Origin of the sequence: Crateriforma conspicua (assembly GCF_007752935.1) — a bacterium.
GTDB classification, from domain to species: domain Bacteria; phylum Planctomycetota; class Planctomycetia; order Pirellulales; family Pirellulaceae; genus Crateriforma; species Crateriforma conspicua.
On record NZ_CP036319.1, the window covers coordinates 4,356,706 to 4,380,891 of the forward strand.

Below are 24,186 nucleotides of genomic sequence, written 5' to 3' on the forward strand. Positions count from 1 at the left end.
AGCCGATCATCACGCGAAATTCATAACCATCGTCCGAACCAGTCTCCCACCGCATCGGTGAACGACCGTGCCGCTTCGCCCATCGGTTTCGCCGTCCCCAGTTGATCTCCCAGCCCGGGCAAGGCCATCGCGGTGACCAAGAACAGAATGAATCCGGCAAAGGCCAGCGTGGATGTTCCCGCGCTGTCGGTTCCGCGAACATCACCATTGCGAAACAGCGACCAACTGACATGTTCACTGGGCGGTTCGGTCAAGTCTCTTAAACGCCGCATGCCGACTTGGACATGCCCGTCGGGGGAATGAAAGAACCACTGTGCGTGGACCTCGAACCGGGTGCCATCAAACTCCAACACCCAGGGACGCCCCACTTTGACGTGTTTGGCTCCTTCCGGTGTGACCAGAACAGTGAAACCATCAATGCTGGTTTCCTGTACGGTGACGGCTAGCTTACGCCGTCCGATTCGGATCAAGGCGGATCCTTGATCGGCCTGAACCGGGCAACGAAAGAAATCCGACGTGGCCTCTTCTGGCGAATCGCAGTGTTGGACGTCTGATTGGCTCATGCTGGGTACGCTCGTTTGCGTTGGCGACAAATCACTCCGTCATGCGATGGATCACCACCGGCCTGATCGCCAGGTCGTTGATCCGTCGCATGGTCGTACGGGATGTCCGGTCCGCCCCCGATGCGAAAACCGTCGCGGGACCTCCGACACATCGGTTCACCCGATCGGGCGACTCGTGGAGAGAGTCCTGCGTTGGAAAGCTAGGTCACGATGCCCCGCTTGGCTCAGGCAGATCATCAAACCGTGACATTTTTCACCCACCCGTGGGGCGGGGCAGGAAAAGAATTCCGGTTACAGGGGCTGTACCGGTCACGCAGTCGGCCGAAACCAGCCAACCGTTTCGGATGACGCGGATCTTGACGATCGGACGGGTCGCATGAATCGATCGGATCACAAGGGCAGTCCCAGATGCACCAATCCGATCGGTCATTCGGCGTCGATCGATTGAAACGAGGAATCGTTGATCCGTCGCCGGCACCGCTGCGCGGATCGATCATCGCCCACCGCGAACACGGAAGTGCAGATGCCGCCACAGCGTCGAATCGACATTCGACAGGACGCCGCGCCGAACAAACGTAAGTCGCGAAACCGTCTGGCCGCGCGCATGGCGGGCCCTTGGCCGCTGGCGTGCGTGATGGCGATCGCCTGTGTAGCGGCGATCGGTGCGTCGTGGGGACGCGCCGACGATGAAAGCCTATTGCTGGCTGATCCGGCCGATACTGCGACGTCAGCGAACGACGATCCGCTGTTGAACATGGCGCGGCCGAAAGAGACCGGAAAAGATCCCGCTAAGAAAAAAGCGGACAACCAATCTGATTCCCAAGCGGAAGACCCACACCTGCAACTGTGGACCGAAAACTGTTACCCGTCGGCGGAAACCTGCCGCAAGTGCCATCCTAAGCAATACGACGAATGGTCCATCAGCAGCCACGCCTATGCCGCGGTGTCGCCGATGTTCCAGCGGTTCGAACAAGCGATGACCGAATTGACTCAGGGCACCGTGGGTTCGTTCTGTGTCCGGTGCCATTCCCCTGTGCAAACGCAACTGGAATTGCCCCGTGACCTTAGCCTGTTGGAAGCCCCCGCGGTGGTCCGCGAGGGGATCACATGCATCGCCTGTCACCGAGTCAACGAGCATTATGGGCGCAGCCACGGTGACCGCCGCATCGAACCCGGCAATATCCACGCCCCGGTCAACGGCGGTCACGGCGGCCACGGATTGCGTGATGCGTTGGCACAAGCGAACAAGTTGAAACTGAAAACAAGTCCTGACCAAAAAGGCCCGGGACAACCCATTCACGCATCGGCCAACTTCTTTTCGCCGATCACCAACAGTGACGTCTGTGTTTCCTGTCACCAAGTCGCCGTGCATCCAGGGCTGTGGCTAGAGATCGTTCACGCCCAATATCGGTCGGGTCCCGCCGAAGCCAAGGGCATCAGTTGCCAAGACTGTCACATGGGTGCCGTTCCCGGGAAGCCCCTGGGATACGAACAAGGCCATGCCGCGGTCCTGAACGACAAACCCTTTGGCACACCTCGTAAACATTCCAATCACACCTTTTGGGGTCCGGGATACTCGATCGCCCATCCGGGCATTTTCCCCCATCACCCCAAGGCCAGAAAGATCGCGCCGCGCGACTGGCTGGCTTTCGATGTGAACGCCGGCTGGGGCACCAAAGCTTTCGAAGATCGCGTCGACGATTCCGTGGTCTTTCCCGAACCCTGGTCGACGGTCGACGATCGCATCGATGGACGAAAAATCATCGATGAAAACATTGCACGCGTGCACGAAAAACGATCGTCATCGGCGATCACACTGGAATCCGCGATCAAGGTCAGCGACCCGATTTTTTATCATCCACCGCGGTCCGGCCGACCGCTTCACGTGGGCTTCCGCATCGATAACGTCAGCGAAGGCCACAACGCACCGACGGGATCCCTGGGCGCTCAGCCGCAACTGTGGCTAAACGCGGTCTTGATTGATCCGAAAGGCCGCCGCGTTTGGGAAACCGGTTACCTGGATCGACAGGGTGACCTTGCGGATCTGCACAGCGTTGATGTGGCCCGCGGGCACGTTCCCCGCGACGCAGAACTGTTCAATCTGCAAACGAAGTTCTTGATTAACAACATTCGCGGAACCGATCGCGAAGTGTCGTTGCCGTTGAACTTCAGTTTGGACCAGTTGGTGTTTCTGCGCCCTGGTGCGGTGCCGGTCAGCGTGCTGAATCACCCTCCGCTGATTCGCATGGAAGCTCATTCCATCCCGCCGCTGGATCACCGCATCGCCAATTACACGATCCCACCCACCGCAATGAAGTTGCCGGGCCCCTATCGGCTAAGTGTGCGTATGCGAAGCCGGACCGAACCGATCTATTTCATGAAATTGATCGGCGCCTCGCCGGACATGATTCGCCGCATGAACGCGAACATGATCGACATCAATCAACGCAGTCACACATTCTGGGTGCGCTGACATGTCGAATGGACAAGATCGACCATCGCCGCTGCTGATCGCCATTCTGCTGGCTTCCGTGTTGTCAGTGAATACGGTCCCCGCCCAGCAACCATTTCGTTTACCCGGCACGGTCGCGGGACCGAAAAAACAAACGGCTGCACCGAGCCCCCAGTCGCGTTGGCTGCGGCTGCCATCGCCCACCGGATCGCCGGCGTCGGATGAAACGCCGGCGGACACGATGCCGATCAAATTGTGGCCCGCAGACAAGCCTCCGGTGCAACGCCGTGTTTCCCCCATCCGCGACAATCCGTTTGCGGCGTCAACGCCCCAGCCGAAACCGTTGCCGATGATGATGCCGGCGGCCGTAGCACCGCGTCAGCCGCCCGCGCAGACTTTACAGCCATCCGATCCGCTGGAAAACAGCACCGATGCGAGCGGATCAGCCAATCGCGAACCAACGAACCGCATCGTCGACAAAACGGCAAGCGAGCCGGCGAACAACGCGTCGTCACAGCAGGCGACGTCTGACCCTCCGGTCGATTGCGATCGGCCACCGGTCCACTACAACGATTTTTCGCCGACGCCCGTACCAGCCGTGTCGATGGTCCATGACCCGATGCGCGAGGCGTATGTTTACGATGCCAAACGCAGCGTTCCGACACAGCATCCCTGGATCGAGTGGGGGCGAATCTTCTACGGCAATGGCATCACGCCCCGTGGCCAGGACTGGTTCGGTCAAATGAACATGGTGCGATCGGAGTTCTATGTTTACGGCGACTATCGGATCGGTTTGGGCAGCGGACGCAACGCGGGTGGGCGTGCCGACAATTTGGCCGCACGGCTGAACCTGGACATGGATTGGCAATTGACCGACACAGAGCGGTTGCACGCATTCATGGGTCCGCTGGACAAGAACAATCAGTTCAATCGCATCGAACTGATCGACGGTGACCTGCAATACGAACCGGTGTTCGACCCGAACTTGGTGACGTTCTTTTTCGAAGGCGATCTCGGGGCGATGGCCGCGGGGCTGCACGACATGCGTTCGCCCTTCGAATTGCCGATCACGGTCGGCCTGATCCCGCTGCTGTTTCAAAATGGCGTCTGGATGGAAGACGCCGTGACCGGTGCCGCCATCGCACTACCGGCCAAACACAGTCGGCTGCTGAACTGGGCCAATTACGACTGGACCTTCTTTGCCGTTGTCGATCAGTTGAACAGTCCAGCGTTCGGGGCGGACAAACACGCCGCCCAAGCTTTCGGAACGGCCATGTTTATCGATGCCTACGATGGGTACATCGAAGCCGGCTATGCGTACCTGCGTGATCGCACCCAAAGCGAGCGCAGTTACCACAACATGACCGTCAGTTTTACGCGTCGCTACTTTGATCGAATCAGCAACAGCGTTCGCTTGATCATCAACACCGGCCAAGACCTGCGGGCAGACCTGCGCACGGCTGACGGCGGACTGTTGCTGGTGGAAAACAGTTGGGTGACCGACAATCCGTTGCGGGTCGTCCCGTACGCTAACTTCTTTTTCGGCTGGGACCGGCCGCAATCGGTCGCCCGTGCGGGCGCCGCCGGCGGGATTCTGCGGAACACCGGGATCAATTTCGACACCGACGGTTTGAACGGTTTGGCCACCTTGGATCCCACCGCCAGCGATACGACGGGATTCAGCATCGGCGTCGACCTCATCGGACAACGGCTGGACCGACAATGGCTGTTGGAGTTTTCTTACCTGACGCCCCATGGCAATCGAAACCTGGATGTCCCGGATGACCAGTACGGGGTGGGAACTCGGTATCAGTTTCCCATCAGCCATCGATCACTGCTGCGATTCGATGTGGTTTACGGATGGCGTCGCCAATTGGAAGACGTTTACGGGACTCGAGCCGAATATCGGTGGAAGTTCTGACTCGGGCATGCGAATCGATCTTTCAGATCGACCACGAACGTCAGTCTTGTGGCGGCAACATCGCGGTGGCCACCAGCACGGCATCGCAGCCGGCGTCCACGAAATTGCGAACATCATCGGCGTTTCGCACTCCACCACCGCTGATCCACCGCACCGCTGGACCGCCCATCGTTTGATATTGTCCGATCACGTCGCGGCACAACTGCATCGGATCGCTGCCACCGGACGCGGTTCCTACTTGAGCGACATCCAGGATGATCGCCGTGTCGATGGACTGCTGCTGTACAGTTTCCAGCCACTGTTGCAGGCTAGGGCCGCGCGACCAGAATTCGCCGCCACGAAAGTCGAAACTAAAGACCATCCGATCAGTACCGATCGGTGGACATCGCTTTTGTAGAGCATCCACGTTTGCCAGCGATTCGCTAGCCATCACCCAACGCACCCAGCTGTACTGGCGGCTGATTCGGCTGACTTCACCGTGAATTTCCGGCGACTCTTGGCCGGTCCACCCCAGGTCGATCCAACAACGGATTCCGCCTTGGTGTGCCAAGTGACGCAGGATACGCCGCAAGGTTGGCCACTGTGGTTCGCGGCCGCAAAGCGAATCCAGATCCGCCAGATAGAACTGCCGCAAGCCGAGCCGCAGGTAGTGATCGGTCAATGCAATCACCGAACCGGCATTGGACGCATCGGCCGACAAACGAATCGGACGATACGATTCACGGTGCCCGGCGACTGCATGCACCGCATGATGATCGGCCAAGTCCAGCACGGCGACACAGCGGGTCAGATCCCAGGACGCTGTCCCCGGCACCGGGGGCACTGCTTCGGCTTGCGTACGCTGGTCCTCGGTCGTTTTTGCATCGCCCCCGCTCATCGATTCGATTCACCCCGATCCTGGATAGATCAAGCTTCCAACGAGAACAGCGATTCGACTTTCACGATCGCGTAATCGTCGGGAAAGGTGTGGATGGCTTGGACCAGCATCGAACGCAACCGCAATTCGATGTTGATGTAGCTGAGAGCACCAAAGGCCATTCGTCCGCTGGAATCGAAACGGTGCAGCAGGCCTTCGGTGGGACCGTTGCCCAGTTGTTTTTGAACCATCCAGAACATGTCCGGTTCAACCGATTCCAATTGAAAGTGGGTTCGATAGCTGACACCGCCACGGCATTCGGCCGTTTCGGTGCGACTGCCCTTCAATGGCTGGGTCAACAAACAACGCCGCTTGGGCAGTGGTTGGCGGGCACTGGTGGCGACTTCGCACAGGGTGCCGCCGGCCGCGTTCCACGTCACGACGTGGCCACAATTGGTCAATTCGATCCGCGATTCATAGTTGCTGCGTTCAATCCGCCGACTCTGATGCACCACGTACAGTTCCGGGTGCAGCGAGCGGCTGAACACATGAAAAGCCAATTCGGCAACTTTGGGGCGAACCGAAAGCAAAACGAGACGTCCAAAATTCAAAGAGGAAAAGAATCGCTAGATCGAGCCGCCCGCGGTAACGCCGCCTGGAACGACAAGACGCCGGCACGCGTGCCGCAAAGATCAAGCCGTCCAGGCCGACACCGTTGGTGAATCGCAGTTGAACACACGTTGTTGTTGAACGCACGTTTCATGGGATCGTTACCCGTGAAACGGGGTCGCTGTCCCTGTCGGCCCGTGCATTATAAGCTTTGCGTCAAAGACGGCGCAAGATCGTTTACGCCGGCGATTTCGAAGAATCCGTTTTTCGATTCCTTTCCGCATTTTCCCATTGACATTCGCTGCCGGTGCAGGCTCATGGTCGTTGTCATCGATAATTACGATTCCTTCACCTACAACCTGGTCCAGCGGTTGGGTGAAATTGACGGTGCAGTCGACGTTCGCGTCATTCGCAATGACGAAATGTCGGTCGATGCGATCGCCGAATTGCATCCGTCTCGGATGATCATTTCGCCCGGCCCTTGCACGCCCAACGAAGCGGGTGTCAGCGTCCAGTGCGTGCGTCGGTTCGCCGGTCAGGTTCCGCTGCTGGGCGTCTGTTTGGGGCACCAGTCGATCGGCCAAGCGTTCGGCGGCGACATCATTCGTGCCCCCGAATTGATGCACGGGAAAACGGACCAGATTCATCACGACGATGGCGGACTGTTCGCCGGCGTGCCGATGCCGTTCATCGCCACCCGCTATCACTCCTTGGTAATCGACCCGGAAACTTGTCCCGATGATTTGATCGTTTCGGCCTGGACCGACACCGGCGGCAATCGCCAAATCATGGGCGTCCGCCACCGCGAGTATCCGTTGGAAGGCTGGCAATTTCACCCGGAAAGCTTCCTGACCCAGCCCGGTGTTGAACTGCTACGTCGCTTTCTGAACTGGTCGAAATAGCCAGCCGAATCGTCCGACGGACAAAAACGTTGCCGCCGCAAAAACGTCACGCGGCATGCAAACGTGGGGCCTTACTGATCAGGCGAGAATCTGGTCCTTGATGACTTTCGTCTTCGCGATGTCGTCGTGCAAGCAAGCGCGATTGCTGCGGAAAATCAGCAAGGCGTCGATCAACGGGATGACCCCACCGACGATCGGAATCAGACTGCACGCCCACAGCCAGGCGTAACGTTTGCCGATCAGCGGCCAGAACGGCAGCAGTTGTTCGGTGTCGCGGTGCACGATCGTCGTCTTCATCACGACTTTGCCGATCGTCTTGCCCTTGCTTGCCAGCAAGTATCCGTTCAACGCCAAGAAGATCGCAACGCCGACCAGAGCCCCCGCCGCTTCGATCGCATATTGATAGGTCTCCACCCCTTCAACACCCACGGCGGCGGCAAAGGCGAAACCGATTCCGAACGAAAACGGGATGATCAGCACCAACTGAATCACGCCATCGATCAGTGCCCCAAGAAATCGTTCGCCCAATGTCGCAAGCGCGGTGGACTGCGGCACCGTGGTGAACGGATCGGCGGACATCGTTTCAGCAGTCGGTGCGTACGGATTACTTTGGCTCATTGCGTTAACTCAGCGGTAACCATGGATTGAAACGGCGCAGGGGGGCACTGGGGGGGGCCGCCAAATCATATCACGTCTCCGACGCGTCGATGCAACCAGTTACAGCGCCGACTGATCCGCTTGTTTCGTCTCATCCATCAGCCGATCAATTAGATCATCCACACGGATGCCATCCGCTTCGGCCGCAAAGGTCGGGACCATTCGGTGTCGCAAGATGGGATGGGCCAAGGCCTGGACATCTTCCACGCTGACCACGCTGCGTGAATGCAACAAACACCTGGCTTTGGCGGCCAAAACCAATTGCTGTGATGCACGCGGCCCGGGACCCCACTGAACGAACTCGCGCACCCACGCCGGACTTGATGGATCACTCGGTCGCGCCGAACAGACCATTTCCAGCACCCAATCACGAACGTGCTGGGGCAAGGGCACACGGCGAACCAGCGATTGAAATCGAACCATGTCGTCGCCCGAAACCACCGCGCGGACTTTCAGATCCGATGTGGAGGTGGTGCGGTCAATGATCTCGGCTTCTTCTTGACGATTCGGATAATTGACCAAGACATGAAACAAGAATCGGTCCCGCTGGGCTTCGGGCAACGGATACGTGCCTTCTTGCTCGATCGGATTCTGCGTGGCCAAAACAAAGAAGGGCTCTTTCAGCCGATACGTGTGCCCCGACGCGGTGACTTCGTGTTCCTGCATCGCTTCCAACAAAGCCGCCTGGGTCTTCGGCGGCGTTCGGTTGATCTCGTCAGCCAACAGCATTTGCGTGAAGACCGGCCCCGGTTGAAACACCAATTGCCGACGATTCGTCTCCGGATCCTCTTGGATGATGTCGGTGCCGGTGATGTCCGCGGGCATCAAGTCGGGGGTGAACTGGATTCGACGAAAATCCAAATGCATCGATTGTGCCAACGTACGGACCATCAAAGTCTTGGCCAGTCCCGGCACCCCTTCCAACAAACAATGCCCTCGAGCCAGGATCGCGATCAACAATTGCTCGATCACATCGTCTTGTCCCACCACGACCTGGGCGACTTGGTGACGAATCGCTTGACAGGCTTCGACCAATTGCCTGGCCGCGACCAAATCGTCGGTGGGGTCGACGGTCGCCGACTTCCGTTGGCCGGATGACGGATCGCGATCCACTTCGCCGGCTGATGCATTGTCCTGGAAATCCTGGTCGCGAAATGCGTTGGGTTCTTGCATCGGTGGGCGTCGTCGAAAACGGGGGGTGTGGGCGGCGTGTCGACCATGTCCGCTGTGATCGGAGCAATGCGAACCGCCAACAGCGGACGGGTCGACCGCGTTTGTGGACCAACGTGATTGGTTGCCGGCCAACGTGAAAGATGGCCCAAACGTGTGGTACATTCTTCACAGACGCTGCGCCGATCACAATCGGTGCAATGCCAATCCATGCGACCACCAATCAACGGTGGCAGGTCGGACCGGCTGGTACGACCGTGGGCCGCCGCACCGTTCGGACTGGCCGCCTGGACAGTTGCCCCAGCTATTTATTTTCGACGATTCTTCCCATGGCTTCCCTGTTTGTAGTTCGCGGCCGCAACCAGGGATCCTATTTCCAGCTGCGTTCGGCCGTTCATCGGATCGGACGCGAAGGCCACTGTGACATCCAGCTGCTGGACAGTGAGGTATCGCGGACGCACGCGGAAATCCGCTGCCAAGCGACCGCGGGCAAGTACCAACTGCTGGATCTGGGCAGCAGCAACGGGACCCGCATCAACGGCGAAAAAGTTCAAAACCACTGGCTGCAAAGCGGTGATCGAATCGAAATCGGCCAGTCGTTGATGATTTTTACCGGCACCGGGCTGCCAGCATCCCTGGATGCCGCCCACGGTGTCGACATCGTCGGCAAGTCACGTGACAGCGAAGCTAGCCAGATCGTCTCGTCGCTTTCACGTTCCGCTGCGACCGGTCCGCCGTCGGCATCGGACGCCGAACGATCGTTGGAAGTCATCTATCGAACCGCGATCGCCGTCGGACGTGGCGAAGACCTGGACACCGTGCTGGACCGGATCCTGCAATTGGTTTTTGACTGGGTCGATGCGGATCGCGGCTGCATCATGCTGAAAGATCCGGACACCGGCCAATTACAGCCCGCCGCACGATGCGACCGCCAACTATCCAAACCCAACAAATCGCTGGGTAAATCGGATTCGCTTCACCTGGCGGCGTCGCCGAAGTCCGATTCTTCATCGGCGACAAAGGTCAACTCGGACGAACGGATCGCGATCAGCCGGACCATCCTGGACTATGTGATCGACCGTCGCGAAGGTGTCCGTACAACCGATGCGAAAGGCGACGACCGTTTCGAATCGGCCGCGTCGATTGTCCAGGCGGGTGTCCGCGAAGCGTTGTGTGTGCCGCTGCAAGGCCGTTATGACATCGTCGGTGCCTTGTACGTTGACACCTACAGTTCGCCGGGACGGCTGATGCAAAGCGGCGGCCAGCCAAGGTTCACCGACGAACACCTGCGTTTGATCACGGCCATCGGATATCAAGCGGCGCTTGCGATCGAAGACACGTTTTACTATTCGGCACTGGTGCAAAGCGAACGCTTGGCGGCGATGGGCCAAACGATCGCGATGATCAGCCATCACGTAAAGAATATCTTGCAAGGCATCCGCGGCGGCAGCTATTTGATCGATGCGGGGCTGAAACGTGACGACAACGACGCGGTACGACGCGGCTGGTCGATCGTTGAACGCAATCAGGATCGCATTTCCAACTTGGTCTTGGACATGCTGTCATTTTCCAAAGAACGCGAACCCGAACGAATCGATGCGGACTTGAATGCCACCGTGTCCGACGTGATCGAACTTATGCACAGCCGGGCACGCGAACTGGACGTCCAGTTGGGCTGCGACTTGGCCGAAGATTTACCGATCGCAAAATTCGATCCCGACGCGATCCACCGCGCATTGCTGAACCTGGTCACCAACGCGATCGACGCAGCCAAGGCCGGTGTGGATGCCCGAGACGATGTGACCGATTCGGTGACGGAAATTCGGTCCACCGAACAAACCACCGACGACATTTCATCGACCTCGGACACACTGGAAAGCCTGACGTCACACACCCCCACCGGTCCACTGGCCGAAGACGTTCCGAACGATGGCGAAGACCAAGCCAAAGTGTTTGTGCAAACAAAATTTGTTGCCGGCCACGGATGGCGAGTCGATGTGATCGACAACGGCCTGGGCGTGCCGCCGGAACAACGCGAAAAAATCTTTTCGCTATTTGAATCTAGCAAGGGTTCCACGGGGACGGGCTTGGGATTGCCCGTCAGTGCCAAAATCCTGCGTGAACATGACGGCGACATTCAAGTTTTGGATTCGCCGGTCGGACGCGGCAGTTGTTTTCGGATTTGGCTGCCCTGCGAAAAAACGGACTCCACCGGGGCCATTCACAGCACGACCATGCCCGATGACGCGGTCGTCACCGACCACGACACCGAAAATTCCTGATCCAGCATCGTCGTTTCCAAATGCCGGCGTGATCGATGATCACGCGAACGGCGTCGGCGTCCGACCGCGATAGCGATCCGCCGCGTACCGTCGATACCAATCGGCCATGGACGCCAATCGATCGGATTGCTGCTGATCCACGCCACGATTGGTTTGCTGGAAACGCGACAAAGCGTCCACGGAAGCCTGTTCCACTCGATCGGCGAATCGATGCAATGTTTCGTTGCTATGGCGGATCAGTGAATACCGTTTCACCTTGCGATCAACATGACGCAACATTCGTCGGGCGCGAACGTCATCGTCCGTATCATGTTGCTGTCGACGAATGCGTCCACGAAACCAGACCAAGCCGACCAACAAGACAAACAACGGCAACTGGACCGACCGGATGCTGGACGAGAAAAACGCAATCACACCACTGCCGATCAAGCGCCCGTACAGCCAGGAAAACAGCCCGGAATCTCCTTCGCCGACTTGGTTTGCGTTGTACCAGTCATCGTCGCTGGCCAGGTCGGCCTGATTTTCAAAATCCAGTTGGCTGTACCGTCGACCGGGCGTCGATTCGACCGCAAACCACACTTGATTCTCGTCGTCGTACGCTTCGACCCATGCATGGGCATCTCGGTTTCGTGCCAAGTAATATTCTTCTTCGGTGCTCTTTTCCCAAGTCACGTACCCCGTGACATACCGTGTTGGGATTCCCGCCTGTCGAAGAATCAATGCGGTGGCGGAGGCAAAGTATTCACAGTGTGCCGGATGCCGCGTGTCCAAAAAATACTTCAGCGGATCGACACCGCGTGGCGGTCGAGAATCCTGATTCAGCGAATACTCGAACTTTGATTGAAAGAACTGCGCGACCGATTGTGCGTTTTGCTGGGCAGTTTTTTCGCGGGTGCACAACATTTCCGCAAACGTTGCAAGGGTCGATTCCAACGGACCAGGCACACGCAACAGAGCGTCTCGCTGCTCCGGTGCAATCGCCTGCCGAATCGGATCTTTGACAACGCCCAACACGTAGGGCTCGGTGATGTTGACCCCCGATTCGATGACTTCGTGACTGGTCAACTGAATGCTGTCAGCCACCGCTTCGATCCATCGCGTGTTGAGCGATGTAAAAATCACCAGTCCCTTTTCCGGTCGATTGTGAACCTCAATGGTCTTCGTCTGACGGGTTGGTGCCCCGGCCGGATCCGCCAGCACGCGTCCGCCGGGCGAATAGTCTTCATCACGAACGGGAAAGCGAAGCAATTCGTCGCTGATCGCACCAAACGTGGGACTTGTGCCGGTCTTCGAAGCAAAGATCACGGTCAAATCGCTGTTGCGTCGTCGCCCAAGGCTGGACTCACTGCTCAATAACCATCGTCTGGACCGATAGGTGTCGAAAACCGTGCCACGTAGGTAGCCGGGTGCGGAATCGGCAAAAGCGCGAAAGGCAATCTCCTCTGGCGAAGCCAAGATGTGATTTCGGATCACTCCCAACCGGGAACCGTGAACGTACGACATACCCGCGATCACGATCCGATCGCTCAGTGCATCAAGCGAATTGTTCAGCTGGTCCTGCAATCGCTTTTGGATATCGGGCAACAGAGTACCGGCCGCCTGGGCCATCAGCGTCGTCCCGGTCAAAATCCCGGTCGCCGCAACAGCCGAAAACATCCAGGGGCCCGAAGCCAATCGCACCAACCAGCTTTCGCCATCGATCGACGACGTCAACGCGACATCGCGGCGACGTTCGGAGGAACCGGATTGTTGTCCGGCGTGTTCCAGCGGAGCCCAGCCGATGATTTGTGCCGCGACAAGAAACGAAAGACAGGTCACAACGCCGACGGTGGTTTGTCCCAAAATCGTCTGACTGGCGCCACCGACCAAAACACAAGCCAGAACGGCCGCCAACCCGCCGCCCAACATCAAAACGTGCCCGCGGTTGGGCCGCATCACCCAACCGACCATCGACGCAAAAACGCAGCCGTGCGCGATCATGTCCGCAGCGGCCTGGATCGGGTTGGCGTTATCGCCACCATACTGACGCGATCGCCATGCAACTGCCAACACGATGGCGATCATCGGTGCTAAGAAAGCAAGGCGTTGTCGCGAACCAGGACTGTGCGCGCCACTTCCTTCGCGCTGTTGACGGCGATACGCCGAATGTTGGCCGACGATGCTGGCCAGCAACAGCAGTGGCAACAACATCGATGTGGTGTCGAACGTCGAACCGACGAACAACCCTAATCCCAACAGCAATCCGTTCAGAATCAAGCGATCATGCAGCATCGATCGGCTCCATCCGGCTTGACGGTTGTCCCACTGTCGCGGTGACACCGGTCGGTTCGTTACCACTGGTTGCACCGGAGGCGGCAAAGTTGGTCGTCTTTTCGTCGATCACCAACACCTTTGCTTGGTGCGGCAGCAAAGCCTGGCCGTCCAGTGCTGGATCGACGGATCCGACGGTGTCAGTCAGTTCCACGGGTAAGCCGGATCGGACCAACGACGCTTGAGCCTGCGCCGGGTCATAAGATTCGTTTCGCAGTACCAATAAAGAGCCCGCCCCCACCCGAATACTCGCTTGAGCAATCGTTTCAACGGCGTCCTCAGGACCACAACGATCGGCCACCGCCAATCGCATCAGCAACGGCATCGCCTGGTTCACGGCACCCTGCGTCACGGTTCCTAAGTTTCCCTGTTCGCTGTCCTGTCCCGTAATCGCCAAGTCGACTTGAATGCCATCCTCGGTCAATCGATGCACGACTGTTGCGGCGGCGCTCAACAGCTTTTCCAGCCGTTGACGGTCATGCTGCATCCGCCGTCGACGGTCTCGCCGACTCGCTTTGGACGACAACGGCGGGATCGTCAGCGAAGTGTCCACCAACACCGTCGCGCGGATCACGCTGTTGGCACTGAATTCGCGAACAATCGGCTTCCCCAGCCTGGCCCAAGATGCAAAATCCCACCGTCGAACCGACATCCCGACCTGGTACTCGCGACTGCCGGTGTATTCCATTGATTCACCAGCCAAAATTCGCCGAGCCCATTGTCCCACCGATTGAATCAACTGCATCGCTTCGTCCCCGTCATCGCCGGTCAGAGGTCGGGGCGTGACGGTCACCATTTCGTCGATGCGGTGCCCGCGGCTGAACCGAAACAGGTGAAACGGAAATGTGGACGCATAGTTCACCGCCGGCAAGCGGCGCCGTCCACGCCGTTGTGGAACCAGTGAATAATTCAGGTCGATCGATTCACCCGGTCGCAAGAAAGGCAGACGTCGCCGCGACGACTGAACGATCCAGTCGGTTGTTCGTCGGGACGACCATTGCGTCGTCGCGGCAATGTCACCCGCGGACGTCAAACGTGAGGTGGCATCGTCCCGGTTGAGTCGCCCCAGCTGAAACCAGCTTTGCAAGATCGGCAGCCGTCCGGCGTTGCGCACATGAACGCGGACCATCATGGATTGGCCCGCTTCGCAAGCGACCGCCGACATCACGTCGACATCCAATCGTGGCCCAAATGCACGATTGGCGATCCAGCCGAAAAACAGCATCGAACAACAGGCCGCAAACATTCCCGTCCACGGATAACCCCAGATGACATTCAACGTCACGATGGTGATCAACAGCAAGGTGATCGACACCGGAGTCATCGTTGCCCGCACCCAGCGAAAGACTCGCACGGGAAAACGAAGCAGCGTCCAGAACACCCCACGTCGCGTCGGACGCGATTCGGTGTGACGCGAGATTCGGTCCTTGGATGCTGTCGAGTTCAAACAGGCACCTCCACCTGCGAAACGATATCGCGAAGAATCTCGCCGACTTCTTCCATGGTGGCCGACACCGATCGCGAAACCACGCGATGGGACAGCACATCGGGGGCAAGTTCCGCCACGTCGTCGGGCATTACAAAATCGCGGCCTTTCAACAATGCATGGGCTTGTGCCGCACGCATCAGCATTTTTGAACCACGTGGACTGCAACCGACACGCAGCCGAGGATCTCGACGCGTCAGTCCGACGATGTCCACCAGGTATCCGGCAACCTTTCGATCCAACGTCGTGTTTTGAACTTCTGCCTGCAGTTTCAACAGCGATTCGCGATGCAGAATCGGCTTCAGATTGGCCGACGGCTCGTACACGCGTTGCTGAAGCAGCAGGTCGACCTCGCTCTCGGGATTCGGGTAACTCATCGACAACCGCATCAGGAACCGGTCCAGCTGACTTTCGGGCAACGGGAACGTGCCTTCAAAGCCCGACGGGTTCTGTGTCGCGATGACAATGAACGGCTGTTCCAAGTCGTAGCGTTTTCCGTCAATCGTGACCTGCGATTCGGCCATCGCCTCCAATAGGGCACTTTGGGTCCGCGGCGACGCGCGATTGATTTCGTCAGCGATCAAAAGATTGCAAAACACCGGTCCGGGGCGGAATTCAAAAGTCCCGCTGGACGGTTGATAAATCGCTCCGCCCAAGATGTCCGCGGGCAGCAAATCGGGGGTGCACTGGATCCGTTGGTATTTCAGGTCGATCAACGCGGCGACCGATTTCGCCAACGTCGTCTTTCCGACCCCTGGGACGTCTTCCAACAAGACCGATCCACCGGCCAGCACCGCGGTCAGTACTCTTTCGATCACCGCAGATTTGTCGCGGATGACCGATTCCAAACTCTGTTGCACGTCGGCCAGATGCGCCCGCAATTGCCGCGCGTCCGACGGATCCGGCATCGCCGTCGTGCCGTCGTCCGATTGTGTTTCCGACGGCGTGGCCAAGGGGCTTCCGGACACGGTGTCTCCCGCAATGAAGTGTTGTCTTTCGGACGCAATCGCTGAACCGTGGTCAGTTTAACCGTCCAGCTAGCCCCATTTCCATGCAGCAAATCCGCACCCGGCTCAGGGAGGCCCAGGCGACCGTAATTCCATGCCGACAGGACAAAACCGCTGCATTTCTTCCTAAAGGAACCATGCCCGATGGTCCGATAGTACCGTCATGATCGGATTGGTCGTCGAAAGTTGCACAAACCTGCCAACCTTGACTAAACCGGAAGATCATCCTATTTTCGCGTTTTCAACGTGCGGGGCAGTGACCAAAGCGGTCGCCGTCACGTCGGTGCGGGCGATCCGCAACATTGCGATTGAAACGCGAATCAACAGGCGACGTGGCCAAGCGGCTAAGGCGAAGGATTGCAAATCCTTTATTCGTGGGTTCGAATCCCACCGTCGCCTCTTTTGAATCGGAGGCCTTCTTGCCTCCCTCGGCGTTTGGTTTCTTCCAAACTCTTCTGATGCTGACCGGTGGACGGTGAATCAACGCCCACGCTCTTCGACGTCGCACCAGGTCGTCCAGCACGCCATTGATGCCACCATCTTTGATCCGTGGCGTTCCCGCCCCCGGCGTAACTTGCTTCTATGCCGCGGTCATCTTCAGCCCGATGATGCCGGCGATGATCAGGCCGACGAACAGCATGCGAATCGGATCGGCGGATTCGTTGAACAATCCGATCCCCAGCAACACAGTGCCCACCGTTCCGATGCCCACCCAAACGCCATAAGCCGTTCCGACGGGCAAGGTGCGCATGGCGGCGCCCAACAATCCGAAACTGACCACCATCGCCGCCAAGGTTCCGACCGTCGGCCAAAACTTGGTGAAGCCATCGGAATACTTCATGCCGATCGCCCAAACGATTTCCAACAGGCCGGCGATGACCAAAAAGAGCCAAGCCATCTTCGATTCACAGCATCCGCAGGGCCGTCCCTGAATGAACCGGAGCGGTGGGGTCGTCCCCACTTCCATGATGGTCACGCCACGCGACGACGCCGCGATAAGGCGTGCTTGCGGGGTGTCGCCGAATCGGCATGTTTCCCGGATCGACCTTATCGCAAGTCGACAAGGTAATCCAACAGATGGCACAGCGAATCGCCGGCGAAATGGAATCGCATTTGGCGACGAAGCGACTGCGTCAGCGCCTGTCCACCCACGACCAAACGCTGTCCGGGACGCAACGACGAAAACAAACGATCATTGATCTGAACCACGCTGTCTGGCTGCTGCACACAAGTGTAAGTCAGCCAGACAATCTGCGGACAGTAATCGTTGATTGCCGCTTGCAGACTGTCAACGGGCAACGCCGCCCCCAGGGATCGGGTCGTCATTCCAGCGGCGGTCAAAACCAACTCGATCATCTTGGATGCGACGTCGTGTTGTTCGTCACCGACCGCACAACCGACCGCGTGGATCTGATCGTCGGGCTTATCGTTGATCGCCGTTGATGACCGATGGCCGGACGATTCCGTCATCGACAGCATCGGTCCCGTTCGCATCTGTTGTTTCACCATCGACAACGCATCGCACAGCGTCGCGGTGCATTCGTGTTCCTGGTACACGCAAAAGCGACCCGATTCCCATCGACGGCCGACCTCCCACAACGCGGGCGCGACCGTTTGGTCCATGACTTCCGCCAGCTCTCGAGCCGACGCGAAAACGTCGTTTGCACCACTACGCTGCATCGAACGCCAGCGCCGAACGATGGCGTCGGCCAGATCGATGCTGCGGCCCCCGACCAACATGTCCACCACCCGGTCGGTGGCCAGGACGCTGGTTCGCCGCTTGGGACCAGGCTGGCTGAATGCATTCGTGTCGGAGCGGTCGTTCATCCACCTGCGAATCGAATCACCCGCGATGCGACGGTGGCCGCCTGGCGTTCGCACTACCGACAACGTCCCTTCATCGCACATTCGTTTGACCGTCGACCGGCTGACGCCGAGCAAACGCGACGCTTGAATGCTGGAAAGATGCTGCTGCATGGGACCATCCGCGAGGCGTGGGGCATTTGTGGTGCGACGGCAAACGATTGTTTTGATTCTGTCAAAACAAATTTGCCACCCAAATGATTGGGGCGCGGTCGATTTGAACCGTTTCCATGTCTGTATCGCCAAGAACCTGCTCGGTTTCGGACGCTTTGATCCGCTAGTCGGTCTGCGCAGAATGGACCGAGGCTGCCGGCACTAGCGATCATTCAGCTCAAACGCGTCTCTGGCCCCCGCACCGCCAAGGGGTATGACGTCCGTGAATCAGGGTTTGATACGTCGGGTCGTATCGATCGCGCACGGACAGCGATCGATGAAACGTTCGATCAAGGATCGAATTCGTCCAAATCGACACGCATTCACCAAGTCCGCGTGACAGGGTTTAGTGACGCCGTCCGACGCACTGTCACTCCTGACGTCGACCGCCGTCGCCGTGAAGTCGCATGATGCTTCATCACACATTCGATGCGTCTCGATCGGTGTCCCCACCACCGGTCGGGACGCACGGTTGCCTCAGCCAGCACGGGGGGCAGTAACGATGTCGTGCTCACCCCGACATCGTGGATTTTTCCGACGCCGATCATTCTCGGCCGATACTGCCCGGCTGGCGGCTGCATTCACATCGCCGCCGGAACGCCAGGGCATCAATCATCCAATGGCGCGGCCACAACGTCGTAGCCGTTGGCCACAACGATTTCACAGCGGACCATTTGCCCGACTTCGATCGTCGATGTTTGGTCATCGGATGAAACAAACACCACGCCGTCGATGTCGGGTGCTTCGGCCACGCTGCGGCCCATGAACAGGCCGGGCTGATCGGGAACTTCCGCATCGATCAACACATCGACAGCGGTTCCGACACGACTCTCGTTCCACTCAAAGGCGATCTGCTGCTGAATCGCCATCAGTTCTTCTTGACGTCGCAGCGAGACGTCTTCGGGCACCCGGCCCGGAAGTTTCGCCGCCGGCGTGTCCGGTTCGACGCTGTAAGTGAACACACCCAAGTGTTCGAATTTTTGTTCAGCGACAAAGTCACACAGTTGACGGAAATCGTCATCGGTTTCACCGGGGAATCCCGTGATCATGGTGGTCCGCATGACCAGATTGTCGATACGTTGCCGTAGCTTTTCCAAGATCACTTCTTGGCTGGCGCGAGTGGTCTTTCGCGACATGCGTTTCAACATCGTGTCGCTGGCGTGTTGCAGCGGCATGTCGATGTAGGGCAACACACGCCGGGCACCGACAATGACGTCGATCAAATCGTCGTCGATGTACATCGGATAAAAGTACATCAGCCGGATCCAATCGATGGATTCGATCTTGTCCAATTCCGTCAGCAATTCGGTCAAGCGAGGGCGACCGTACAAGTCCATGCCGTAATAGGTCGTGTCTTGTGCGACCACGACGACTTCACGGACGCCGCTGTCACCCAGCCGTTTGGCCTCGTCGACGACTTGTTCGATCGGCTTGCTGTAGTGCTTTCCGCGCATCTTTGGGATCGCACAGAACGTACACAACCGGTCACAACCTTCGCTGATTTTCAAATAAGCGAAGTGCCGTGGGGTGATGGCCGATCGCATCGAATCGGAAAGCGGCTGGATCGCGGCGGGCTTGAAAACCGTCCGCTGTTCTTCCAGCCCGCTGTACAGATCATCGATCACCGCGACGATGTCGTTCCGCCCAAAAACGCCGACCATCGCATCGATTTCGGGACGTTCCTTCAGCAGTTCGCCTTGCCCACGTTCGGCCAGACAACCGGTGACGACGACGTTACGGATCTTGCCGTCGCGTTTCAGCTGCAGCATTTCGTCGATCGCGCCCAGCGATTCGTCGCGAGCCGATTCAATGAAGCCGCACGTGTTGACGATCACAAAGTCGGCATCGTCGACATCCGGGACCATCCGATAGCCGTCATGGTCCAAACGCCCCAGCATCTGTTCGGTATCGACCAGGTTTTTGGGGCACCCCAGACTGACGACGGCATATTGACCGCGTGCCTTTCCGTCACCGGTGGATTCGGCCGGCGAGGGGGCATTGGAAGACGCGGTATCGGTAACGATGGGAAGTTTCATAGCGGGAATTAAACCGACCGCCGCGGTTTCTGGCAAACGGAAGTTTCCGGCAAAAACCGGTCTCCGCCGCCCAGTCAGCTCAAAAGGGCCTGGATCGGCTGTCCTTCCGCACCACCGATCTTGAACGGGCGGCCGTTGGGGGCATAGAAATCCTCGTCCGTCGGCAGCCCCGCGGCGGCCGCGATCGTCTTGTTGAAATCGCTGATCGTCACGTGGTTGTCCACAACGCTGTGCCCTTTTTCGTCCGATGCACCATAGACCTGCCCCATCTTGATCCCGGCACCCGACAGCAGACTGCAAAACGCCCCCGGATGGTGATCGCGGCCGGCATTCTGGTTCACGTTCGGCTTGCGTCCGAATTCCGTCGTCAGGACCACCAGGGTTTCGTCCAGCATTCCCTTGGCGTGCAAGTCACGTAGCAGTGAACTGAGTGCCGTGTCCAACGCCGCCGCCTTGTCGGTCAACCGACCGTACAAGTCCTGGTGCATGTCCCAGCCGCCGTCGCTAACTTCGACAAATCGTGCACCGCTTTGAACCAAACGACGGGCCAACAAGCAGCCTTGGCCCAGTTTGTTGTTCCCATAGGCTTCGCGGACCGCCGCCGGTTCGTCTTTCAGGTTGAAGACTTTCAGATGTTCGCTGCCCATCAACTGCCGGGCTTCGTGATACAGCTGGTTGTAAGATTCCAGTTCGCGGCTCTTGTGAACGTTTTGGAACTGGCGGTCAAATCGGGACGCCAACGTCAGTCGGCGTTGGAACATCGTGTCGTCGACGTACCCGGGCAGCTTGATGTTCTGCAGGCCCGATTGCGGATTGGCAATCGGCACCGGTGCCAACGAAGGTTCCAAAAAGCCTGCGCCCGGATGGCGGTCGCCATTGCCGATCAAGAAGTTGCCGGGCAGTTCCTTGTTGACGCGTCCCAGTTGGTCCTGCATCCACGCCCCCAGGGCAGGGTGCCGGATACTGTTGATCTGCTTGTACGCCGTCCGCATTAGATAGCGGGCCTGTTCGTGCGCCCCGGTTTCGGTGCTCAGCGATCGGATCACCGCCAGCGCGCCGGCCAGCTTAGCAAGCTTCGGAAACCGATCGCCGAACTGCATGCCGGGGACCGCCGTTTGAATCGCTTTGGTCTCTCCCGCCTCTTCCACGCCGACCTTGGGATCAAACGTGTCCAAGTGAGTCATCGCGCCGTCCATGAACAAATAGATGACGTGCTTGGCCTTGCCGGCGCGTCCACTTGAAGCGGCAATCGCCGGCTGGTCCAAGAACTTTGATCCGGCCGCGCTGCCGGCGAACGTCACGCCCAAACATGTCCGCGTGATCCGCTGCATGAATTGCCGGCGGTCTTCATGAGTAAATTCAGTGCGTGGCATCGCGATGTTGACCTGGGTGAAAGGAACCGATGACGAGTGCGAAAAGGGGTTGCCCGCCGAGACCCGGCTGGATTCGGTCGAACGCTGTAACCGTCAAACCGAAACCGCAACAGCCAGTGGATCAGTGGATGAACATGAATTCGCGAGTGTTCAAAAGCGCCCAAATGATGTTGCCAAAGGCGACGTGAGGACGAGTCTGTTCACGTTTCAGTTCGCTGGACGCCACACCGCGATCGATGCTGCTGGGGCGACGCGACAGAACCGACAAAAAGACCGCGTCGATGCGATCACGAACGGTCCGCTCCGACGAGACGTTGTCGACGATCGACGACCCCGCTTCCAACATCACGTGAGTGATAGGGCCATTGAACATCGCCAAAATCTGGGGCACCGTCGCGGACAATTCGGCGCCGTTGATGGTTTCCCGATCGCCTTGGCCGAACTGTCGCAAAAAGTGTTGGCTGGGGGCCGGACTGGGCAACTCACTGGCTCGGCAAAGTACGTTGCCTTTGTATGCGTGCTGGTTCAAGGATCGGTTGTATCCGGCGGCAAAGTACGTATCGCGGAACGTTTCCGACTGTTGCTTTAACTGTTGATACGTGATCTTCGAAAAATCAATGTCCACCACCTCGGCATAGTCTTTCGCCGATGGACGTTGAAACGGCATCGGGTTGACCACGGCCAGGGTCAGCATTGAATCCCAAACCTGTTCCGCCGACATTCGCCGGATTGCAGGACCGGCGTACAGGAACGGTTCGTCGGACGTTGGATCGTAAACCGCCGATTCACGTTGGTAGGTTTTGCTGTACAGCACGCCGCGCATCCACTGCTTCATGTCGAAACCGGTGTCGACCATCGCGGTGGCCAAGTATTCCATCATCGCTTCGTTGCTGGGCGGATTGTCGTCGTTGAAATCGTCCACGGGTTCAACCAAGCCCACGCCGGTGAATTGTCGCCACAGACGGTTGGCGATCATCTTGCTGAACTGAGGGTTCTCCGGCGACGTCAACCATGCGGCAAATTTTTGCCGCGGCGTTTTGAATTGATTCGAATCGGGCACTTCGCCCCACGGCACCGCGGGTTCAACGACCTCACCCGGCTTGGCGTCGGTGTAGGCGTAGTCTTTGGGCAAACGCAGTTTGCGTGGCTTTTCGCTGACAACATAGGTGTTCGCACGAGCCAGACGCTGGAAGTATCCCGGCACGCGGCCTTTGTCAAAGTCGTTCTTGGCCTGGTTGATCAATTTCTGAGCGGGGTTCTGTTTTTCGAAACCCGGGTCGCCACGCTGAATTCGCGTCCGCACGCCTGCGGTGAAGGCGGCCAATTCATAGAACTGGTACTGCGTCCAATCGGCGAAGGGGTGATCGTGACACTGGGCGCATCCGATTTGCGTTCCCAAGAAGACACGTACCGTGTTGTCGATGTACGGCAACGCCATGCCGTCATCACGCAACTGATAGCCCACCGCGGGATTCGTCCACGATTTTCCGTCGGCTGTCAGCATTTCATAAACCCAGTCGTCATAGGGCTTGTTTGTGCGAATGGCTTCCTTGACGTAATGCGAAAACGGGTTGCCAATGATGTTGGGCTGCGGTCGATCGACGATCCGCAAGGTGTCCGCCCAGACGTTGTAGAAGTGGCTGACCGAATCGGGGCTGCCCAACAACTGGTCGATCAAGTCTTCGCGTTTCATCGGATCATCGGAATCCAAAAACGCTTGGGTTTCCTGCAGCGTCGGGATGCGGCCGGCGACATCCAAATAGACGCGTCGGACGAACGTCGAATCATCCGTCATGTCATTGGGCAATTGTCCGCCTTGGACCAACGCACGTTCAATCAAGCGGTCGATCTCGGCCGCCATCAGCTGGGCTTCGCTGCGAGACGATCGGCCGACGCCGGTGACCTTCATCGTCGATTTGGGAGCCCGTCGCACGCTTTCGGGCAAGCGGATTTTCGGAGGTGCAGGCTTTTTTGCCGCCGGTTTGCCTTTGCCACGATTTTGCTGTGCCGTCGCAGGAACCGCTGAACCGGCCGCGATCAGCAAACAGACCAACATGCAAACCAAACCATTCACACGGCGTCCAGCACGCGGTCGGCGCACTCGGGGAACCTTGGTGGTCTGCAAATCAGCGATCTGAAAACCAGCGATCTGCGGGTCAGTGGATCCGGCGCGACCGCCGGCCCGAAGGAACGACATCGTCAAAACCGACCTCTGCAAAAAAAACGAGACTGAGCAAAGTCGTCCGCGACGTCATGTCGCGAAGAATACAGAAAAGGGATCACCAGCACCCATTGATAGCCGGCAATGTTAATATCATAGCCGCTAAAACAAGATCTGGAATCGGATTTTGGTGGACGAACGTTTCGACGCTGCGTCAATTTGCGCCGTCGGATCCGACCACCCGAGGTTGCTAACGCCGACAACAAGCCTTTGAACCCGTTGTCGATGACCAGATTTGATAAAAATGGGGCATCCGTCGCGGAATCACACGGCGGATTCCCACCTCTTCCCCCAAAGAGCCCGGCTGAGGCGGGGGGGGGGATCC

The 24,186-nt window shown here is 58.3% G+C and carries 17 protein-coding genes and 1 tRNA gene; 5 read left to right on the top strand and 13 right to left on the bottom strand.

Features of this window, described 5'->3' with window-relative positions:
• Nucleotides 1–20 precede the first annotated feature (20 nt).
• Nucleotides 21–563: a hypothetical protein gene (locus tag Mal65_RS15865; RefSeq protein ID WP_145299569.1), complete on the bottom strand. Its 543-nt coding sequence runs from the start codon at nucleotides 561–563 to the stop codon at nucleotides 21–23.
• A gap of 523 nt (nucleotides 564–1,086) precedes the next feature.
• Between Mal65_RS15865 and Mal65_RS15870 the strand changes: the two genes are divergently transcribed.
• The gene (locus Mal65_RS15870) at nucleotides 1,087–3,036 is read left to right on the top strand and encodes a multiheme c-type cytochrome (RefSeq protein ID WP_145299572.1); all 1,950 of its coding nucleotides are present in this window, start codon (nucleotides 1,087–1,089) and stop codon (nucleotides 3,034–3,036) included.
• A 1-nt stretch (nucleotide 3,037) separates the two neighbouring features.
• A complete protein-coding gene (locus Mal65_RS15875) occupies nucleotides 3,038–4,936 on the top strand; it encodes a hypothetical protein (RefSeq protein WP_196784215.1) in 1,899 nt (632 codons plus the stop codon).
• Between the two features lie 40 nt (nucleotides 4,937–4,976).
• Here Mal65_RS15875 and Mal65_RS15880 read toward each other — a convergent pair whose 3' ends face one another.
• Together Mal65_RS15880 and Mal65_RS15885 are read right to left on the bottom strand one after the other, a co-directional pair.
• Entirely contained in the window at nucleotides 4,977–5,813 is an 837-nt protein-coding gene (locus Mal65_RS15880) for a HisA/HisF-related TIM barrel protein (RefSeq protein WP_145299575.1), read from the bottom strand.
• A gap of 29 nt (nucleotides 5,814–5,842) precedes the next feature.
• Entirely contained in the window at nucleotides 5,843–6,382 is a 540-nt protein-coding gene (locus Mal65_RS15885; protein WP_174820174.1) for a DUF2617 family protein, read from the bottom strand.
• Between the two features lie 336 nt (nucleotides 6,383–6,718).
• Between Mal65_RS15885 and Mal65_RS15890 the strand changes: the two genes are divergently transcribed.
• Nucleotides 6,719–7,303 (top strand): anthranilate synthase component II, encoded by a 585-nt coding sequence (locus tag Mal65_RS15890; RefSeq protein ID WP_145299581.1) that lies wholly within the window; start codon nucleotides 6,719–6,721, stop codon nucleotides 7,301–7,303.
• A 78-nt stretch (nucleotides 7,304–7,381) separates the two neighbouring features.
• On the opposite strand, the gene Mal65_RS15895 is transcribed toward Mal65_RS15890, so the two are convergent.
• Both Mal65_RS15895 and Mal65_RS15900 read right to left on the bottom strand, forming a co-directional pair.
• The gene (locus tag Mal65_RS15895) at nucleotides 7,382–7,921 is read right to left on the bottom strand and encodes an RDD family protein (protein WP_145299584.1); all 540 of its coding nucleotides are present in this window, start codon (nucleotides 7,919–7,921) and stop codon (nucleotides 7,382–7,384) included.
• 99 nt (nucleotides 7,922–8,020) lie between these two features.
• On the bottom strand, nucleotides 8,021–9,133 hold the full coding sequence (locus tag Mal65_RS15900) for an AAA family ATPase (RefSeq protein WP_145299587.1): 1,113 nt from the start codon (nucleotides 9,131–9,133) through the stop codon (nucleotides 8,021–8,023).
• 326 nt (nucleotides 9,134–9,459) lie between these two features.
• On the opposite strand from Mal65_RS15900, the gene Mal65_RS15905 reads away from it, so the two are divergent.
• Nucleotides 9,460–11,412, top strand: a complete 1,953-nt coding sequence (locus Mal65_RS15905) for an ATP-binding protein (RefSeq protein ID WP_145299590.1) — start codon at nucleotides 9,460–9,462, stop codon at nucleotides 11,410–11,412.
• Nucleotides 11,413–11,451: 39 nt separating this feature from the next.
• Here Mal65_RS15905 and Mal65_RS15910 read toward each other — a convergent pair whose 3' ends face one another.
• From Mal65_RS15910 to Mal65_RS15920, 3 genes are read right to left on the bottom strand one after another with little or no spacing between them, the layout of a single operon-like run.
• Nucleotides 11,452–13,683, bottom strand: coding sequence for a transglutaminase-like domain-containing protein (locus Mal65_RS15910; protein ID WP_145299593.1), 2,232 nt, complete (start codon nucleotides 13,681–13,683; stop codon nucleotides 11,452–11,454).
• Nucleotides 13,673–15,169: a DUF58 domain-containing protein gene (locus Mal65_RS15915; RefSeq protein ID WP_145299595.1), complete on the bottom strand. Its 1,497-nt coding sequence runs from the start codon at nucleotides 15,167–15,169 to the stop codon at nucleotides 13,673–13,675. The genes Mal65_RS15910 and Mal65_RS15915 overlap by 11 nt, the downstream gene beginning before the upstream one ends.
• Nucleotides 15,166–16,116, bottom strand: a complete 951-nt coding sequence (locus Mal65_RS15920) for an AAA family ATPase (protein ID WP_145304971.1) — start codon at nucleotides 16,114–16,116, stop codon at nucleotides 15,166–15,168. The genes Mal65_RS15915 and Mal65_RS15920 overlap by 4 nt, the downstream gene beginning before the upstream one ends.
• Nucleotides 16,117–16,541: 425 nt before the next feature.
• Between Mal65_RS15920 and Mal65_RS15925 the strand changes: the two genes are divergently transcribed.
• Nucleotides 16,542–16,614 (top strand) — tRNA-Cys (locus Mal65_RS15925).
• A 181-nt stretch (nucleotides 16,615–16,795) separates the two neighbouring features.
• On the opposite strand, the gene sugE is transcribed toward Mal65_RS15925, so the two are convergent.
• The 5 genes from sugE to Mal65_RS15950 all read right to left on the bottom strand — a co-directional run bounded on the left by sugE (nucleotide 16,796) and on the right by Mal65_RS15950 (nucleotide 23,837).
• Nucleotides 16,796–17,113 (bottom strand): quaternary ammonium compound efflux SMR transporter SugE, encoded by a 318-nt coding sequence (gene sugE / locus Mal65_RS15930; RefSeq protein WP_145299598.1) that lies wholly within the window; start codon nucleotides 17,111–17,113, stop codon nucleotides 16,796–16,798.
• Nucleotides 17,114–17,262: 149 nt separating this feature from the next.
• Nucleotides 17,263–18,192 carry a helix-turn-helix domain-containing protein gene (locus Mal65_RS15935; protein WP_145299601.1) on the bottom strand — a complete coding sequence of 310 codons (930 nt, stop codon included), beginning with the start codon at nucleotides 18,190–18,192 and terminating at the stop codon, nucleotides 17,263–17,265.
• Between the two features lie 647 nt (nucleotides 18,193–18,839).
• Nucleotides 18,840–20,267 (bottom strand): 30S ribosomal protein S12 methylthiotransferase RimO, encoded by a 1,428-nt coding sequence (gene rimO, locus Mal65_RS15940; protein ID WP_145299604.1) that lies wholly within the window; start codon nucleotides 20,265–20,267, stop codon nucleotides 18,840–18,842.
• 74 nt (nucleotides 20,268–20,341) lie between these two features.
• On the bottom strand, nucleotides 20,342–21,640 hold the full coding sequence (locus tag Mal65_RS15945) for a DUF1501 domain-containing protein (RefSeq protein ID WP_145299607.1): 1,299 nt from the start codon (nucleotides 21,638–21,640) through the stop codon (nucleotides 20,342–20,344).
• Nucleotides 21,641–21,761: 121 nt separating this feature from the next.
• Nucleotides 21,762–23,837, bottom strand: a complete 2,076-nt coding sequence (locus tag Mal65_RS15950; protein ID WP_196784216.1) for a DUF1549 and DUF1553 domain-containing protein — start codon at nucleotides 23,835–23,837, stop codon at nucleotides 21,762–21,764.
• Nucleotides 23,838–24,186: the final 349 nt, after the last annotated feature.